General features: G+C 30.3%; 13 protein-coding genes, 2 tRNA genes and 1 other RNA gene. 12 read left to right on the top strand and 4 right to left on the bottom strand.

Annotation, left to right across the window (positions count from 1 at the left end; all coding sequences use genetic code 11):
- Positions 1–8: 8 nt before the first annotated feature.
- Positions 9–3,233, bottom strand: coding sequence for a carbamoyl-phosphate synthase large subunit (carB, locus tag AC5SL0_RS05165; RefSeq protein WP_027307131.1), 3,225 nt, complete (start codon positions 3,231–3,233; stop codon positions 9–11).
- On the bottom strand, positions 3,211–4,407 hold the full coding sequence (gene carA, locus AC5SL0_RS05160; RefSeq protein WP_027307130.1) for a glutamine-hydrolyzing carbamoyl-phosphate synthase small subunit: 1,197 nt from the start codon (positions 4,405–4,407) through the stop codon (positions 3,211–3,213). The genes carB and carA overlap by 23 nt, the downstream gene beginning before the upstream one ends.
- Before the next feature lie 128 nt (positions 4,408–4,535).
- Between carA and AC5SL0_RS05155 the strand changes: the two genes are divergently transcribed.
- The 5 genes from AC5SL0_RS05155 to AC5SL0_RS05135 all read left to right on the top strand — a co-directional run bounded on the left by AC5SL0_RS05155 (position 4,536) and on the right by AC5SL0_RS05135 (position 8,888).
- Positions 4,536–4,997: a GatB/YqeY domain-containing protein gene (locus tag AC5SL0_RS05155; RefSeq protein WP_020169684.1), complete on the top strand. Its 462-nt coding sequence runs from the start codon at positions 4,536–4,538 to the stop codon at positions 4,995–4,997.
- Positions 4,997–6,772, top strand: coding sequence for a DNA primase (dnaG, locus tag AC5SL0_RS05150; protein WP_494618035.1), 1,776 nt, complete (start codon positions 4,997–4,999; stop codon positions 6,770–6,772). The genes AC5SL0_RS05155 and dnaG overlap by 1 nt, the downstream gene beginning before the upstream one ends.
- Positions 6,773–6,838: 66 nt before the next feature.
- Complete coding sequence (gene rpoD, locus AC5SL0_RS05145; RefSeq protein WP_020169682.1) at positions 6,839–8,662, top strand: RNA polymerase sigma factor RpoD; 1,824 nt, start codon at positions 6,839–6,841, stop codon at positions 8,660–8,662.
- Between the two features lie 8 nt (positions 8,663–8,670).
- Positions 8,671–8,745, top strand: a tRNA-Val gene (locus tag AC5SL0_RS05140).
- A 66-nt stretch (positions 8,746–8,811) separates the two neighbouring features.
- Positions 8,812–8,888 (top strand) — tRNA-Ile (locus AC5SL0_RS05135).
- A 20-nt stretch (positions 8,889–8,908) separates the two neighbouring features.
- Here the strand turns inward: AC5SL0_RS05135 and AC5SL0_RS05130 are convergent.
- On the bottom strand, positions 8,909–9,502 hold the full coding sequence (locus tag AC5SL0_RS05130) for a Tgt2/MlaC family protein (protein WP_494618034.1): 594 nt from the start codon (positions 9,500–9,502) through the stop codon (positions 8,909–8,911).
- A gap of 13 nt (positions 9,503–9,515) precedes the next feature.
- Positions 9,516–10,301 (bottom strand): MlaA family lipoprotein, encoded by a 786-nt coding sequence (locus AC5SL0_RS05125; protein ID WP_006997873.1) that lies wholly within the window; start codon positions 10,299–10,301, stop codon positions 9,516–9,518.
- 69 nt (positions 10,302–10,370) lie between these two features.
- On the opposite strand from AC5SL0_RS05125, the gene AC5SL0_RS05120 reads away from it, so the two are divergent.
- The 7 genes from AC5SL0_RS05120 to AC5SL0_RS05090 all read left to right on the top strand — a co-directional run bounded on the left by AC5SL0_RS05120 (position 10,371) and on the right by AC5SL0_RS05090 (position 16,727).
- Entirely contained in the window at positions 10,371–11,114 is a 744-nt protein-coding gene (locus AC5SL0_RS05120; protein ID WP_271480108.1) for an N-acetylmuramoyl-L-alanine amidase, read from the top strand.
- A 42-nt stretch (positions 11,115–11,156) separates the two neighbouring features.
- An RNA gene (rnpB, locus tag AC5SL0_RS05115) (RNase P RNA component class A) lies at positions 11,157–11,511 on the top strand.
- Between the two features lie 255 nt (positions 11,512–11,766).
- Entirely contained in the window at positions 11,767–12,234 is a 468-nt protein-coding gene (gene mraZ, locus AC5SL0_RS05110) for a division/cell wall cluster transcriptional repressor MraZ (protein WP_006997875.1), read from the top strand.
- A gap of 2 nt (positions 12,235–12,236) precedes the next feature.
- Positions 12,237–13,724 carry a cell division protein FtsZ gene (gene ftsZ, locus AC5SL0_RS05105; RefSeq protein ID WP_494618033.1) on the top strand — a complete coding sequence of 496 codons (1,488 nt, stop codon included), beginning with the start codon at positions 12,237–12,239 and terminating at the stop codon, positions 13,722–13,724.
- Between the two features lie 18 nt (positions 13,725–13,742).
- The gene (gene rsmH, locus AC5SL0_RS05100; RefSeq protein WP_006997877.1) at positions 13,743–14,753 is read left to right on the top strand and encodes a 16S rRNA (cytosine(1402)-N(4))-methyltransferase RsmH; all 1,011 of its coding nucleotides are present in this window, start codon (positions 13,743–13,745) and stop codon (positions 14,751–14,753) included.
- On the top strand, positions 14,750–15,058 hold the full coding sequence (locus AC5SL0_RS05095; protein WP_011281424.1) for a hypothetical protein: 309 nt from the start codon (positions 14,750–14,752) through the stop codon (positions 15,056–15,058). The genes rsmH and AC5SL0_RS05095 overlap by 4 nt, the downstream gene beginning before the upstream one ends.
- Positions 15,045–16,727, top strand: coding sequence for a peptidoglycan D,D-transpeptidase FtsI family protein (locus AC5SL0_RS05090; protein ID WP_020169676.1), 1,683 nt, complete (start codon positions 15,045–15,047; stop codon positions 16,725–16,727). The genes AC5SL0_RS05095 and AC5SL0_RS05090 overlap by 14 nt, the downstream gene beginning before the upstream one ends.
- The last annotated feature ends 4 nt before the right edge of the window (positions 16,728–16,731 follow it).

Genomic DNA, 16,731 nt, shown 5'->3' with positions numbered 1-16,731 from the left:
TCTTCACATTAAATATCTTGAAGTGCAGTTACTGTAATCTCTTTTGTCTTTAAAGATCTAATCCCCATCAAGCAAGCTTGAGCAGTAGACATGTTTGTACAATAAGGAACCTTATTACCCAGTGTTGCTCTTCTTAAAGCCATTGCATCATGAAGACGATGCTCACTATTTCCACCACCCGTATTAATAACTAAAGCAATTTTTTTAGAATTTAGTACATCAACAATGTGAGGAGAGCCTCCGCTTACCTTGTTTATTGTTTTACACTTTATTCCATGTTTACGAATGTAATCAGCAGTTCCACCAGTGCCACATAAAGTGAAATTTAATTTTATTAATTGTTTTGCAAGATCTACACCTTCATCTTTATGACCATCTTTTAGAGAGATAAATGCTAGACCTTTAGTGGGCAATGAGTTTGAAGCAGCAATTTGGCTTTTTGCGTAAGCCATACCAAAGTCTTTATCAAATCCCATAACTTCACCTGTTGATTTCATCTCAGGCCCTAACAATAGATCACTATTTGGAAATTTATTAAAAGGAAATACAGCCTCTTTAACTGCAAATAGGTTTTTGTTTTTATTTTTTAAATTGAACTTTGATAGTTTTTCACCAGCCATTACACGTGATGCAATTTTAGCAAGAGGAAGACCTTTTGCTTTAGACACAAAAGGAACCGTTCTACTTGCTCTTGGATTAACTTCAATTACGTAAATTTCATCATTTTTAATAGCAAATTGAATATTCATAAAACCTTTAACATTTAATGCTAGAGCTAATTTTTTAGTTTGAATTTCTATTTCAGAAATTAGTTTAGGTTTAATAGATACAGGAGGCAGACAACAAGCAGAATCTCCTGAGTGAATACCCGCTTCTTCAATATGCTGCATGATACCTGCAACAAATACTTGCTTACCATCAGATATCGCATCAACATCAACTTCCATAGCATGACTAATAAACTTATCTATTAATATCGGATTATCTTCCGCAGCTTTAAATGCTTCTTCTACAAAATTTTTTAATTGGCTTTTCTCATGAACAATTTCCATTGCTCTTCCACCTAATACATAAGAAGGTCTTACCATTAAGGGTAGTCCAATTTTTTCAGCAATTTGAATGGCTTGCTTGTAAGTTTTAGCAATACCACTTTCTGCTTGTTTTAATTTTAATCTATCAAGTAATTTTCTAAATCTATCTCTATCTTCAGCTAAATCTATTGAAGTGTACTGCGTACCTAAAATTGGAAGTTTGTTATCGTGTAAAAACTTTGCAAGTCTTATAGGGGTTTGCCCACCGAACTGAGCAATGATACCTACAAGGTTTCCTTTCTGCTGTTCTTTTTTAATAATATTATAAACATACTCTTCTTTAAGAGGTTCAAAATAAAGTCGGTCACTTGTGTCGTAGTCTGTTGAAACCGTCTCTGGATTACAGTTAATCATTATAGTTTCAAAACCACTATCTTTAAGAGCATAACTCGCTTGGCAACAACAATAATCAAACTCAATACCTTGGCCTATACGGTTTGGTCCACCACCCAAGATTATAATTTTTTTTCTTGAAGAAGGTTCTGCCTCACATTCTGAGTTTAAAGCATAATTTCTTTGGTAGGTTGAGTACATATAAGGAGTGAATGATTTAAATTCAGCAGCACAGGTATCTACTTTTTTGTAAACGGGTAATACTTTTAAAGCTGTTCTTTTTTTTCTAACAAGGTCTTCAGGAATTTTAGTGATTTCAGATAATTTTTTATCAGAAAAACCTATTGATTTAATTCTGTTAAACTCATTATAGTCTTTAGGAAGCCCTTTTTTTTGTATCTTATTTTCTTCATCAACAATTTCCTTTATTTGCTGTAAAAACCAAGGGTCTATTTTGCAAAGTTGGTGAATTCTTTTAAGATTTATTTTTTTTCTAAACGCTTCAGCAGCTAATAATATTCTGTTTGGAATATTTTTTTTTAATTCTTTTTCAATTTGTTTTTTGTTTAATGGAAAAATACGATCTAAACCTGAAAAGCCAATTTCAAGAGAAACCAATGCTTTTTGCAGAGATTCTTTAAAGTTTCTCCCAATTGCCATTGCTTCACCAACTGACTTCATTGATGTTCCAAGAACCGCCTCAGATGTTGAGAATTTTTCAAAGGTAAATCTTGGTATTTTAGTTACGACGTAATCAATACTAGGTTCAAAAGAAGCAGGCGTTGTTTTAGTAATTTCATTTTTTAATTCATCAAGGGTGTAACCAACTGCTAGTTTTGCTGCAACTTTTGCAATTGGAAATCCAGTTGCTTTAGATGCAAGAGCAGATGAACGTGACACTCTTGGGTTCATTTCAATAATAACCATTCTGCCGTCTTTTGGATTGATTGCAAATTGAACATTTGATCCACCTGTTTCTACTCCAATTTTTCTAAGACAAGCAATTGAGGCATTTCTCATAACTTGATATTCTTTATCTGTGAGTGTTAGAGCGGGTGCAACGGTAATCGAATCTCCTGTGTGAATTCCCATTGGATCAATATTTTCAATAGAACAAATAATAATACAGTTGTCTTTTTTATCTCTGACAACCTCCATTTCAAATTCTTTCCAACCCTCAAGGCATTCTTCAATTAAAATTTGGTTAACAGGGGATTCGTGCAATCCATCTTTAACTATTTTAAGATATTCTTTTTCAGTTTTGGCAATTCCTCCACCCAAACCACCCAAGGTAAAAGCAGGTCTAATGATTGCAGGCAACCCAATTTGTTTTAAAGCTTTTGCAGCATCTCTAATATGAGATACCACTTTAGATTTTGGTAAGTCCAAACCAATATCTAACATGTTTTTTCTGAATTTTTTTCTGTCCTCTGCATTAGAGATCGCTTTAGAATTAGCTCCAATTAACTCAATTTTATATTTTTTAAGAATTCCCTTTTTTTCTGCCTCCATTGCTAAATTCAAAGCAGTTTGGCCACCCATTGTTGGTAAAATTGCATCTGGTTTTTCTTTTTTTAGAATTTTTTCTAATACCTCTAACGTTATTGGTTCAATATAAGTTTTATCTGCAACACCAGGATCTGTCATGATCGTTGCTGGGTTAGAGTTAATTAAAATAACTTTATAACCTTCATCTTTAAGGGCTTTACAGGCTTGTGTCCCTGAGTAGTCAAACTCACATGCTTGACCTATGATAATCGGTCCAGCACCAACGACTAATATAGTTTTAAGATCTTTTCTTTTTGGCATTTTTTTTTATGTTGTTAATAAATTCTTCAAATAAGTAAACACTATCTTGCGGTCCTGGATTTGATTCAGGGTGATATTGAACAGAAAAAACAGGTTTATTTTTTAATTTAATTCCTTCAATACAATTATCAAATAAAGATTTGTGAGTGACTTCAATATTTTTTGGCAATGATGCTCTTACAATTTCAAAGCCATGGTTTTGACTGGTGATTTCAACATTGTCTTTAATTAAATTTTTAACTGGATGGTTAGCGCCTCTATGACCTAGTTTCATTTTTTTAGTTTTTGCACCTAGTGTTAGAGCTAGAATTTGATGACCAAGACAAATACCAAAAATAGGTAAATTATTTTTGATTAATTCTTTAATGATTCCAATTGCATATTTACCAGTTGCTGCAGGGTCACCAGGACCATTAGATAAAAAGATCCCATTTGGCTTTAATTTAAGTATGTCTTTTGCACTCGTTTTGCACGAAACCACTGTTACTTTACAATTAAGATCTGAGAAATATCTTAGAATATTTTTCTTTATCCCATAGTCAATAGCAACAACATGTAATGAACTTTTCTTATTTTTTAAATAACCAGTTTCTTTTTTCCAAGTTTTAAAACCTGACCAAATATAATTTTTTTTAGTAGTTACTTGTTCTGCTAAATCTAAATTATTTAATCCACTCCATTTCGCTGTGATATTTGCTAATTTACTAATATTGAAATTTCTTTTACTAGAAAAAGAAATAGTACCTTTAGGGGCTCCTTTATCTCTAATATAATTAGTCAAGCCTCTTGTATCCAAACCAGTGATCCCAACAATTTTATTTTTTTTTAACCACAGGTCTAAATTAGCTAAAGATCTATAGTTAGAAGGATTTGTTATTTCAGAGTTAAAAATTACACCTTTGGTCCAAACTTTATCAGACTCTAAATCTTCTTTATTAGTTCCAACGTTACCAACGTGAGGGAAGGTAAAATTGATAATTTGCCCAGCGTAAGAGGGGTCTGAAATAATTTCTTGATAACCAGTTAGAGAAGTATTGAAACATACTTCACCCGTTGCTGTTCCTTGATAGCCAATACCAACTCCTTTAAAGATAGTTTTATTTTCAAGAACTAAAACGCCTGTGTGAATCTGTGAGATTTTGTTAGAGCTAATCTTTTTTGCTTTTTTGATCAATTACAACTCATGAGTTAAAGGTTAATACAATAAAACCCTAATTATCGCAACAGAGATGTATTATAAAATTATAAAAAAACAATTTTTCTTTTGAAGAATTTTCACTTTGCAGTAGATTAAAAAATATTATGACATTGAAAGAAAAAATAGAAACTAACTATAAAAATTCTCTAAAATCAAAAAATAAGGTTGAAATCTCAACCTACAGGTTAATTTTATCTGGAATAAAAGATCTTGATATTGTCAATCGATCTGGAGCCAACATAAAAGAAACAGACGATGATGATATAAAAAAACTTTTAAAGAAAATGATTAAGCAAAGAACCGAATCAATAGAGATCTATAAAAAGAATGAAAGATTGGATTTGTTAGAAGTTGAGCAAAATGAATTTGATCTTTTATCTAGTTTTTTACCACAGCAGTTAAGTGATGAAGAAACTAAAAAAATATGTGTAGATACAATAAGTAAATTGGGTGCTGCATCAATTAAAGACATGGGTAAAGTAATGGGTGAATTAAAGAAGTCATACCCTGACAATCTAGATTTTGCTAAAGCTGGACCTTTGCTAAAAGAACTATTAAATAAATAATGAAATACCCAAAAGAGTATTTGGACGAAATTAAAACTCGTTTAAAGGTTTCGACAGTTGTATCAAAGTCTGTCAGTCTAAAAAAAAGAGGCAAAGAATTTGTAGGTTTATCACCCTTTAAAACTGAAAAAACGCCTTCATTTACAGTTAATGATGAAAAAGAATTTTATCATTGTTTTGCAACATCGGAACATGGAAATATTTTTGATTTTGTAATGAAAACTCAAAATTTGAAATTTGGAGAAGCGGTAAAATCATTAGCAAATCTTGCAGGTATGAGACCTTACACATTTTCAAAGCAAGATGAAGAACGTGAAAAAAATTGGCAAGAATATTGCTCAATCTACAATCAATATGTTCAATTTTATCATGATGAAATTTTAAAAAATGAAAGCTTAACTATTGCAAGAGATTATTTAAAAAAAAGAAACCTTAGTAAAGAAGAGGTTAAAAATTTTAAAATAGGTTTTGTTGAAAGAAACTCAAATTTTTATGAAAAATTAAAAGATGAATTTAGTGAAAAAGTTTTGGTTGAAAGTGGTCTTTTTTATTTAGATGAAAAAAAGAATACATACGTTGAAAGATTTCGAGATAGAATAATATTTCCAATTAATAATATTTCAGGCCAACCTATTGGATTGGGAGGAAGAACCATCCAGGAAAATAGTTATTCAGCAAAATATATTAATTCTCCCGAAACACCTTTTTTTAAAAAGGGTTCTAATTTATATAATTTAGATTTAGCTAGAAGATTATCTAATAAAATAGATCATGTATATTTAGTCGAGGGATATATGGATGTAGTTGGTTTAAGTAAAAATGGAATTGAAAATGTTGTGGCAAATCTTGGAACTTCTTTAACAGATCGACAAATTTTAATGCTTAACCAATTCTTTGAAGATATCATTATTTGTTTTGATGGTGATGAAAGTGGATATAAGGCTGCGCTTAGAGCAGCAGAAAATTCAATTAAAGAGTTACAACCAGAAAAACAAATCTCGTTCCTTTTTTTACCAGATGGAGAAGACCCTGATAGTTATGCAAATAAAAATGGTAAAGCAAATTTTATTGATTTTACAAAACAGGCAAAAATTTCAATTCATCAGTTTATATTTAACCATTATAAACAACAAACTGATAGCAATCCTTCATCAATGGCTATTTTTGAAAAAAAATTAAGAGCTATTGCTGCAACTATTAAAGATGATTTCATAAAAAAATATGTACTAGAGTTTTTCTTGGAGAAAATTTCATCCTTAACCCCACATAGCAATATTGGAAAAAAACAATTTTATACTAAAAAAGTTAAATCATTACAGTCCACTCAAAAACACTTTAACGAAAGTAAATCATTGAGTGGTGTTGAGCTTAAAGAATTTTCATTGCTTTATTTAATAATGAATAACTTGGATTTATTTCAAGAAAATATTCACATGATTGAAAATATAAAACTATTTAGCGAAGAAAATAAATTAATCCTTGAAACTTTGATAGCTAAACTAAAGAGTGGAGAAAAACTTACCTTAGATCAAATTCCAATTGACCCTCAATTAACTGAAAAAATCTTTAAATTTGCCTCAATAAAACATATTCTAAATAATCACCAAAATGATCAGAATAAAATGTTTGAATTATTAGACGAAGTATCTAGAGACCTCAAAAACTACGATTTAGAGTTTAGGATTGAAGAGCTCGAGTCGAAGTTCTCTAAAGATTTAAGTGAAAGCACTTTCAACGAAATAAGAGAGCTAAAAAAACAAAAAAACATCAATTAAATCCTTCAAAAAATACGTGGATTTTTCTCAAATTGGGCTTATATAAGTCTTCTCAAATATACTATTGTGGAAAGAATAATTACAAAATCATTTGCTAGACTTATGGGTCGTGGAACCCATAGAGGATTTATAACTTTTGATGAGCTGAATAAATCATTAGGTAAAAGAAATCTTTCAGACGAAAATTTAGAACAAGCCTTCATGTACATTCTTGATGAGAGTGTAGCATTGGTTGAAAAAAAATCTGACTTTAAAGTTTTAAGAAAAAAAGAAAATTCATCTAAAGAAGAAGGCAAGACAATTGAGAAAAGTGATGACCCTATAAGAATGTATTTAAGAGAGATGGGTGGAGTAGAACTCTTGTCTCGTGAAGGTGAAATTGCAATTGCAAAAAGAATAGAAGCTGGAAAAGATGTAATGCTTATCGCATTAGCACAAAGCCCAATTACTGCACAACAATTTGTAGAATGGGATGAAAAACTTCAAAGTGATGAAATATTAGTTAGAGAAATTATCGATATTGATACTAACTACATGGAAGACGAAAATACAGGTCCAAGTGCTAAACAAAGAAATTCTGGGGAAACTGATAAAAATGAAGAGAATAATGGAGACGATGATGAGTTTAATCCAACGCTTGCAGCAATGGAAACTGAAATTAAACCAAAAGTTTTAAAAACTGTTAATACTTTAACAAAAGAATATGCAAAATTAATTAAGTATCAAAAAGAAAAACTTGATTGTATTTTAAATGCAGTAAGTTTCTCAGCTGCTAAAGAAAAAGGACATGATAAAATTGTAAGTGATATTTTAGAAAATATTAAATCATTACAATTGTCACCATCTGTATTAGAGGAATTGGTTCAAAAACACTATGTGGAAAATAAAAAAATTGTTTCACTAGAAGGAAATCTTCTAAGGTTGGCAATGGATCAAAAAATTCCAAGAAATGAATTTATTAAGTTTTATATTGGTAATGAAATTAACCCAAATCTTAAAAAGTTCTTGGATACTAACCCCATGTGGAAACAGTTTTTTTCAAAAAATAAAGATGAATTTAAAAACATAAGAGAGAGATTAATTGAGATTAGTCATAAACTTGGAATTTCAGTAACTGATTATAAAAAAATAGTTAGTAGAGTTCAAAAAGGTGAAAAAGAATCTAGAATTGCAAAAAAAGAAATGGTTGAAGCAAACTTAAGATTGGTAATTTCAATTGCAAAAAAATATACAAATAGAGGACTTCAGTTTCTAGATCTTATTCAAGAAGGAAATATCGGTCTTATGAAAGCTGTAGATAAGTTTGAATACAGAAGGGGTTATAAATTTTCAACATATGCCACTTGGTGGATTAGACAAGCAATCACCAGATCTATTGCTGACCAAGCGCGAACGATTAGAATTCCAGTTCATATGATTGAAACTATTAATAAAATTGTAAGAACCCAAAGATTAATTTTAAGTGAGTTTGGTAGAGAGGCTACACCTGAAGAGCTTGCACAAAAATTAAGAATGCCTTTAGATAAAGTTAGAAAAGTTTTAAAAATATCAAAAGAACCAGTATCTCTTGAAAAACCAGTTGGAGATGAAGAAGATAGTAGTTTGGGTGATTTTATCGAAGATACAAAAGCATTAGCACCTTTAGAACAAGCTATAAAATCTAATCTAAGTGAAGCTACGACTAAAATTTTATCAACTTTAACACCAAGAGAAGAAAGAGTTCTTAGAATGAGATTTGGTGTTGGAATGAATACAGACCATACTCTTGAAGAAGTGGGTCTTCAGTTTTCTGTAACAAGAGAGCGTATTAGACAGATAGAAGCTAAAGCTTTAAGAAAATTAAAACACCCAAGCAGATCCAAACAGTTAAAAAGCTTTTTAGAAAGTTAAAATTCAAAGGGACTGTAGCTCAATAGTAGAGTACTGCATTGACATTGCAGGGGTAGTTGGAGCGTAACCAACCAGTCCCACCATTTTCATTATCTTTTACCTATGCTAGACATCGGTTACATTATAATATAATTAAAGCTTAATTTTTAGGGCCTGTAGCTCAGTTGGTTAGAGCAGTACACTCATAATGTATTGGTCCCAGGTTCGAGTCCTGGCGGGCCCACCAAAAATTATTTTTATAGATGATTATTTAATAAACTCTTTTAAAATAGAAAAAAGAGCGTTGATATCCCCATCATTACTTTGAATGATAGAAGAAAATTCTTCCTTTTGAGTTCTTGCTAGACTTAAGCCCTCAATAATTAAATCTCTGATTAAAGGATTTTCTGGATTTTTTGTATAAATTCTCCAATCAATTTTAACCTCAGGCCTTTGTTCTGTTCCAACTAAAATACTAGATACCATTGTATAATTTTCATTTAATTTCTCTTTAGACACGACTTCAATCTCTGGATTTGAGTATTCAGCCAGTCGACTAGAAAAACTTTTTAGAAAATATTGTTCAAAAAGCATCTCATATTGATTTATTTCATTTTCACTTATATTTTTTCTATAAGCTCCTAAAGTGTAATAACCAATACCATTGATATCAACTGTTTCACTTGCAATTTGTTTTAGCTTTTCTATTTTTTCTTCTTTTGAATATTTGTTATTTAAGGCCTCAGAAGCTCTATTCACAGTTGATTGAACAAATACATCTGGTTCAATTGAATATGATTGATTAATACCAACAAAGTTAATTATGACGAAGGTAAATATTAAAAACTTTTTTAATCTCATTAAGTTTTATAATTTATTGAGCTTCTATTTCTTCCCAATCACTATCGTTTTGGGTTTCAGTTATTGCATTAGAGTTAGCTATTTTTTGTTGTCTATCTTGCAAATATAAACTTCTAACTGAAGCATAAAAGTCTATTGAATTTTTTTCTAAGTTTTCAAACGAGTCTATATTTTTTGCTCTAAAATCTATCCCAGAACTTGCTCTTGATGCGTAATAATCAAAGTCAGAAAAATGCTGAGTATCATTAGCTACAGTAACGTTATACCAAGCATCTCCACCTAATATATTTGCAAATGATCCAGCTGTATCTCTAACAGTGGATGGTCCTAAAACAGGTAGAACAAGATAACATCCTGGACCAACACCCATTACGCCAAGGGTTTGGCCATAATCTTCTTTTTCATACTCTGGAAAACCAATTTTTTCAGCCACATCAAATATTCCAACAACTCCAACTGTTGTATTAACAATAAATCTACCTGTGTTAACTCCAGCTTTTTTAAATTCTCCTTGGAGAATATTATTAGGTATTGTTACAAGTGTAGAGAGATTGTCTAGAGCATTACCTGTCCCAGCTCTAACTGGAGAGGGTAAAATTCTATAAGCTTTTGCAACAGGTTCAAAAATAACACCATCTAACACTTGGTTAAATTTAAAAGTTGCTCTATTTACATTTTCAAAACAGTCTTTAACTTCACCAGAATTTTTTTTAGATAAGTTGTTTTCACCGTCTGTATCAGCACTCACATTTGTTGCTAACATTAGACTTATTAGTGAAGTTATTAAAATTTTTTTCATTATCCTATGATTATATAATGTATATAATATCAATGTAAATCTAGATTTAGCTCTAAATATGACGCAAAAATGGCTTTAAAAACAATATTAAACTATTCCCCAAATTTTAATCCTAAAAAAAGAACCTCTAAGCAAATCAAATTTATTATCTTTCATTATACGGGTATGAAAAGCGAATCTGATGCTTTGAAAAGATTAACAGAAATACAATCTGAGGTTAGCTGTCATTATTTAATCAAAAATAATGGAGAAATTGTAAAAATAGTACCTGATTTATATATTGCATGGCATGCAGGAAAATCTTCTTGGAAAAATTATAAGTCTTTAAATCAAAATTCTATTGGTATTGAAATTACAAACCCAGGACATGAGTACGGTTATAAAAATTTTACACAAAAACAAATTACTACTCTTGTAAAGTTAAGTAAGTTTTTAATAAAAAAATATAAAATTAATCCTAAGAATATTTTGGGACACTCAGACATAGCAGTACTTAGAAAAAAAGATCCAGGTGAAAAGTTCCCATGGGAATATTTGGCTAAAAATAAAATAGGGATATGGCACACATTAAATAAGCAAGATTTACTAAAGAATAGAAAGCTAAAAATAAGCAAGGTAGAAGAGAATATTTTTTTTAGAAACCTGTTTAAGATTGGATATTCAAAAACATTTCCAAAAAATATTGGTAGGAATAAATATTTAAGAGAATTAATAAAATCTTTTCAAAGAAGATTTAGACAAGAGTTGGTTGATGGAAAAATTGATCAAGAATCCTTATTAATCAATAAAAGCCTCATCAAAGCATACAATTAAATTTTTCTTGAAGTTCTATAATTAAGTAATAAATTACATTTGCTAGATGAACGACTTATCGCTTTAATTTATTAAAGAGGAAAGTCCGGGCTCCGCAAAGACACAGTGCCAGATAATACCTGGCGGGGGAAACCCTAGGGATAGTGCCACAGAAAATATACCGCCATAACATGGCAAGGGTGAAAAGGTGTGGTAAGAGCGCACCGGTTCTATTGGTAACAATGAACGCTGGAAAACCCCACTGGGAGCAAGACTAAGTAGAGATGACATTGTTGCAAAACTAAAAGCCGTCTTTGGCTAGTCATCAGGGTTAGTTGCATGAGCTTAAGAGTGATCTTAAGCCTAGAGAAATGATAGGTTTAAATGACAGAACCCGGCTTATAGTTTGTCTAGCAAACTTATCCACAGTTCAATTTTAATTAACTTTAGATGTTCACCTTTTGATTCATAATTGAATCATTTCTGTTCTTATTTTTAGTCTTAGAATTGTATTGAGTTAAAACTAAAAATTGATTTTTGACTTTATGTAGATACATAAAAGTTATCTACAATCATTGCCAAATAAGCCTAAAATGAACATATTGACTCTATCTTTAAAAACCCATATTGTCCCATATATTCCCAAATATGGAATTTATGAAATATAAAAAATATGTTTTTATCTACTTACGAGAACAAAATAGACAAAAAGGGAAGGGTATCTGTGCCTGCTAGTTTTAGATCTCACCTTTCTAACTTAGGATACAATGGTGTTATCTGTTATCCCTCATTTAATAATCAGTCTATAGAAGCTTGCTCACAAGATAGAATTGAAAAACTTTCTGCAAGTATAGATTCATTAAGTCCATTTGAAGAAAAAAGAGATTATTTTGCAACATCAATTTTATCTGAGAGTATGAATTTACAATTTGATAGTGAAGGTAGAATTTCATTATCAACAAAATTATTAAAACATGCAAAAATAAAAAATAGCATGTTGTTTGTTGGTCAAGGTCAAACATTCCAAATATGGGAACCAGCAGCATTTGAAAAATTTAAGATCAACGCAAGAAAAAAAGCAAATCTAAATCGTGCAAGTCTTAAATGGGAAAAACATTTTAATAACAATGAGGGGAAATAAAAATGACAATTAACTTTAAATCACCAGAAATAAAAGAATTACAACCAAGATTATTAGTAGTGGGAGTTGGCGGAGCAGGTGGAAATGCACTTAATGAAATGATTGATAATGGACTTCAAGGAGTAGAGTTCATTGCTGTAAATACAGATGCTCAAGATTTAAAGTTAAGTAAAGCTAAAGCAAGAATTCAAATTGGCCTAAGTTTAACAAAAGGTTTAGGTGCTGGAGCAAAACATGACATTGGTCAAGCAGCTGCAGATGAATCTTTAAATGAAATTGTAAATACTCTTCAGGGTGCAAACATGGTTTTTATAACTGCTGGTATGGGTGGTGGAACTGGCACAGGTGCTGCACACGTTATTGCAAGAGCTGCTAAAGAATTAAATATTTTAACAGTAGGTGTTGTAACACTTCCTTTTTTATATGAAGGGCCATCAAGAATGAGAAGAGCTCAGGTAGGCCTAGAAGAATTAAGAAAACATGTGGATACAATTATTGTAATTCCAAATCAAAACCTATTTAAGGTTGCAAATGAACAAACTACATTTGAAGAATCTTTTAATCTTTCAAATAATGTTTTAATGCAAGGTGTACAGAGTGTGACCGATCTTATGGTTAGACCAGGTATAGTTAATCTAGATTTTGCTGATGTTGAAACTGTAATGGCTTCAATGGGTAAAGCAATGATGGGAACTGGTGAAGCTGAAGGAGAAGGTAGAGCAGCTAAAGCAGCAGACATGGCAATTAGCAACCCATTGATTGATGATTATACGTTAAAAGGTGCGAAAGGATTACTAGTAAATATTACCGGTGGTAAGGATCTTAAACTTTTTGAGGTTGATGAAGTGGTTAATAAAATAAGAGCTGAAGTAGATCCTGAAGCAGAGGTGATTATTGGTGCTATTACATCTGGCGACCTTGATGGAAAAATTAGAGTATCAATAGTTGCAACGGCATTAGATGGACAACAACCAGAAAGTAAATCTGTAATCAATATGGTTCACAGAATACAAAATAGAAATCCTGGTTATTCAGATTTTAACAGTGCTAGTTCTGCTCAATCGTTTAATTTTTCACCTACAATGACTAGCCCTATTTCTCATGGAGCAAATGCATTAAAGTTAGAAAATGAAATAATTGCAGAACCAGTTACAAATACTACATCATCAGAAATGATGAATGAGCAAACTGTTAGCAATCAAGAAGTTGAAAGTATTGTTGAAAACAATCAATCAAATGATTATGAGCAATCTTTTTCAGAGGAGGCACTTACAACTGCAAAGCCTGAAGAAAATAGCCCAATGGAGGAGGAGCATGTTTCTAATGGACTTGAAAACTTTGGTGTAGAAGGTGAAGACGCGCCAGATCTATTTAGTTCGGATAGTGCAACTTCAGAGACAGAAGGATTTTTATCAACTGAAACTTCGGAAAATACCTCAGAAGAGGATGATCTAGAAATTCCAGCATTTTTAAGAAGACAAAAGAATTAATGGTCTTCAAAAAAATAAATGATAGCCACCATAATACCAGATGTGAGAAATCATTATCCGGTATTGCTAAGTGAAATAATTAGCATTATTACCCCTCAATATGGTGGCACATTTATTGACTGTACGTTTGGTCAAGGCGGATACACAAAAAGAATATTAAACTTTCCTGAAACAAAAGTAATTGCATTAGATAGAGATTCTGAGAGCTCTATAAAAGCTCAAGAACTTCAAAATAGTTTTGAGGATAGGCTATTATTTAAAAATATAAAATTCAGTCAATTAAACAATCTAAAGTTAAAACATGAAAATATAAAAGCTGTAATTTTTGATTTGGGGTATTCCTTGAACCAGATTAAAGACCCAAAAAAAGGTCTTTCATTCGATAGCATTGGTGAACTTAATATGAAAATGGGTATAAATGAATTTTCAGCAAAAGAAGCAATTAATCAATTAGATGAAAAAGAACTTACCAAAATATTTAAATATTTTGGGGATGAAGCAGACAGTAAAAGAATAGCACACAATATTGTTGAAGACAGATCTAAAAGAGAGATCACAACAGAAGAGCTAGTTAGGATTATAGAATCTTCGAAAAGAAAAAGAAATTATAAGACACATAGTGCAACTAAAATTTTCCAAGCATTAAGAATATTTGTAAATAAAGAAATTAGTGAACTAATTTATGGATTAATTAATGCTGCTAAAGTTGTTAAAAAGGATGGAGTTATTGCAGTTGTAACATTTCATTCTTTAGAAGATAAAATTGTTAAATACTTTTTTAAAAGTTTATCTGAAAATAAAAGCATCTCAAGACATATGCCAAAAACAGAAGAAAAATTAAATTTATTTAAATCTGTTATAAAAAAACCAATAGTACCAAGTGATAAAGAAATTAGAGAAAATCCACCTTCTAGATCAGCCAAGTTACGTTATGTAATTAAAAAAGAAGATTTTTTCGATTTTGAAACAGATATCTTGGATAAATTTAAACATTTAATTGACATTGAAAATTTGTCAAAAAAACTATGAAACAATTAGTGGTAGCTGTTATTTTAGTATTAATATTAATTACATCACTTATTAAAAATTCTACAAAAGAAATAGAAGATCAAATTTTTATAGTTAAAGAAAATATAAGACCTTTAAAATCGGAACTTGAAGATGTATTGCTTGAGTTTAACTATTTGAGCTCTCCTGAAAAACTAGTTCAGTATCAAACGCAATATTTTGAAAAAGATTTAATCAAAATTGAAATTATGAATATTAAGGAAATCTTTAAAAATAATGAAACTTTAGAAATAAAAGACTTAATCAGCAAAAATGGAAATGAATAATAAAAAGAATATTATTCTAGAAGAATATGAAAATGAATTTTCATATAAAAAAAGTAAAACTAATTTAGACATACAATTTAATAGAATAGCGTTTATTTTTTTTGTTTTTTTGGTGATTTCAGTAATTTATTCAATACAATTGCTTCATTTAGGCTCGTTAAAAGAAGAAAATAGCAAGGAATTCTCAACTATAAATAAAAACTATAGAGCAGACATACTTGATAGAAATGGAAATTATTTAGTTAAAACAGTTAAGTCGATAGATATTGGTATTAACCCTATTGAAGTAATTGATAAAAAAAAACTATTAATTAATTTACAGTTAATATTCCCAGATAAAAACTATGAAGAGATTACTAAGAAGCTTGAAAAAAATAAATTCTTTTATTTGGAAAAAAAAATATCTTCTGACAATTATGAAAAAATTATGTTACTTGGAGATAAATCAATTAAGTCAGAAGAAAAATTAACTAGAATTTATCCTCAAAAAAATCTCTTTAGTCACATCATTGGTCAAATAGATGATGACAATAAAGGTATATCAGGACTTGAAAAATCCTTTAATGAAAAATTAAAACAAACAAATAAACCACTTAAATTAACAGTAGATACTGACATACAATTTTTAATTAGAGAAGAGTTAGTAAAGTTTCAATCTATATTTAGAAGTAAAGGTAGTACAGCAATTTTGATGAATGTTAATAATGGAGAAATTATATCTATGGTTTCATATCCAGATTTTGATCTAAATAAAAGAGAGAAGATAGTTGATCTCAACTTTATTAATAGAGCAACAAAAGGAGTGTATGAGCTGGGTTCGGTATTTAAAACTTTTACAGTAGCAGCTGGATTAGAGGAAGGCTTAATTGATACTGACACAGAATTTTTAAATTTAGAAAAAAAACTACAATGTGGAAAAAGTAGTATTTCTGAATATGACAATAAAATACCATCAGATCTTACTGTAGAACAAATTTTAATTAGGTCTGGAAATATAGGATCTGTAAGAATTGGACAAAAATTAGAAATTATTAAATTAAAAGCTTTTTTAGAAAAAATTGGAATCTTAAGTAAAATAAATTTTGACATAGAGGAGGTTGGAGAGCCTATTCCATTTAAGTGGGGAAAATGTAAACTTGCGACAGTGTCTTTTGGACATGGAATAACTACCACTCCATTACAATTAGCAAAAGCTTATGCAATAATTTCAAATGGTGGTTTTGCTATTGAGCCCAGCTTAATAAAAAAAGAATTAAAAGATCCTGAAAAAGAAAGAAGAATAATCAAAGCTGGTATTTCAGAGAAGATAAATCCAATACTTAGAAAAATTGTAAATACTAAAGAAGGTACAGCAGGACTTGTAAACATTGAAGGTTATGAAGTTGGTGGAAAAACAGGAACTGCTCAAAAAACAATAGTAGGAGGTTATTCTAAAGCAAAAGTAAATACATTTGCAGGTATTTTCCCCACTTCTAAACCTAAATATGTGCTGATAGTTCTACTTGATGAGCCAAAAACTTCATCAGACTACGTATATGAATATAAAAATAAAAAAGGTTCATATAAAGGAACCCCATTTAATACAGCAGGGTGGACATCTGTTGAAGTAGCTGGAAAAATCATAGAAAAAATTGGGCCTATTTTGGCCACAAAACATATAGAAAATTAATACT

This window comes from Candidatus Pelagibacter sp. PS_16, from assembly GCF_059417965.1.
The sequence above is the reverse complement of the archived record's forward strand: the minus strand, read 5'-3'. Positions and strand labels throughout refer to the sequence as shown.

What these genes read in the sequence shown, in the direction of transcription:
- carB (WP_027307131.1), bottom strand. Translation starts at nt 3,233, where the DNA reads ATGCCAAAAAGAAAAGATCTTAAAACTATATTAGTCGTTGGTGCTGGA.
- AC5SL0_RS05155 (WP_020169684.1), top strand. Translation starts at nt 4,536, where the DNA reads ATGACATTGAAAGAAAAAATAGAAACTAACTATAAAAATTCTCTAAAA.
- dnaG (WP_494618035.1), top strand. Translation starts at nt 4,997, where the DNA reads ATGAAATACCCAAAAGAGTATTTGGACGAAATTAAAACTCGTTTAAAG.
- AC5SL0_RS05130 (WP_494618034.1), bottom strand. Translation starts at nt 9,502, where the DNA reads ATGAGATTAAAAAAGTTTTTAATATTTACCTTCGTCATAATTAACTTT.
- AC5SL0_RS05125 (WP_006997873.1), bottom strand. Translation starts at nt 10,301, where the DNA reads ATGAAAAAAATTTTAATAACTTCACTAATAAGTCTAATGTTAGCAACA.
- AC5SL0_RS05120 (WP_271480108.1), top strand. Translation starts at nt 10,371, where the DNA reads ATGGCTTTAAAAACAATATTAAACTATTCCCCAAATTTTAATCCTAAA.
- mraZ (WP_006997875.1), top strand. Translation starts at nt 11,767, where the DNA reads ATGTTTTTATCTACTTACGAGAACAAAATAGACAAAAAGGGAAGGGTA.
- ftsZ (WP_494618033.1), top strand. Translation starts at nt 12,237, where the DNA reads ATGACAATTAACTTTAAATCACCAGAAATAAAAGAATTACAACCAAGA.
- rsmH (WP_006997877.1), top strand. Translation starts at nt 13,743, where the DNA reads ATGATAGCCACCATAATACCAGATGTGAGAAATCATTATCCGGTATTG.
- AC5SL0_RS05095 (WP_011281424.1), top strand. Translation starts at nt 14,750, where the DNA reads ATGAAACAATTAGTGGTAGCTGTTATTTTAGTATTAATATTAATTACA.
- AC5SL0_RS05090 (WP_020169676.1), top strand. Translation starts at nt 15,045, where the DNA reads ATGGAAATGAATAATAAAAAGAATATTATTCTAGAAGAATATGAAAAT.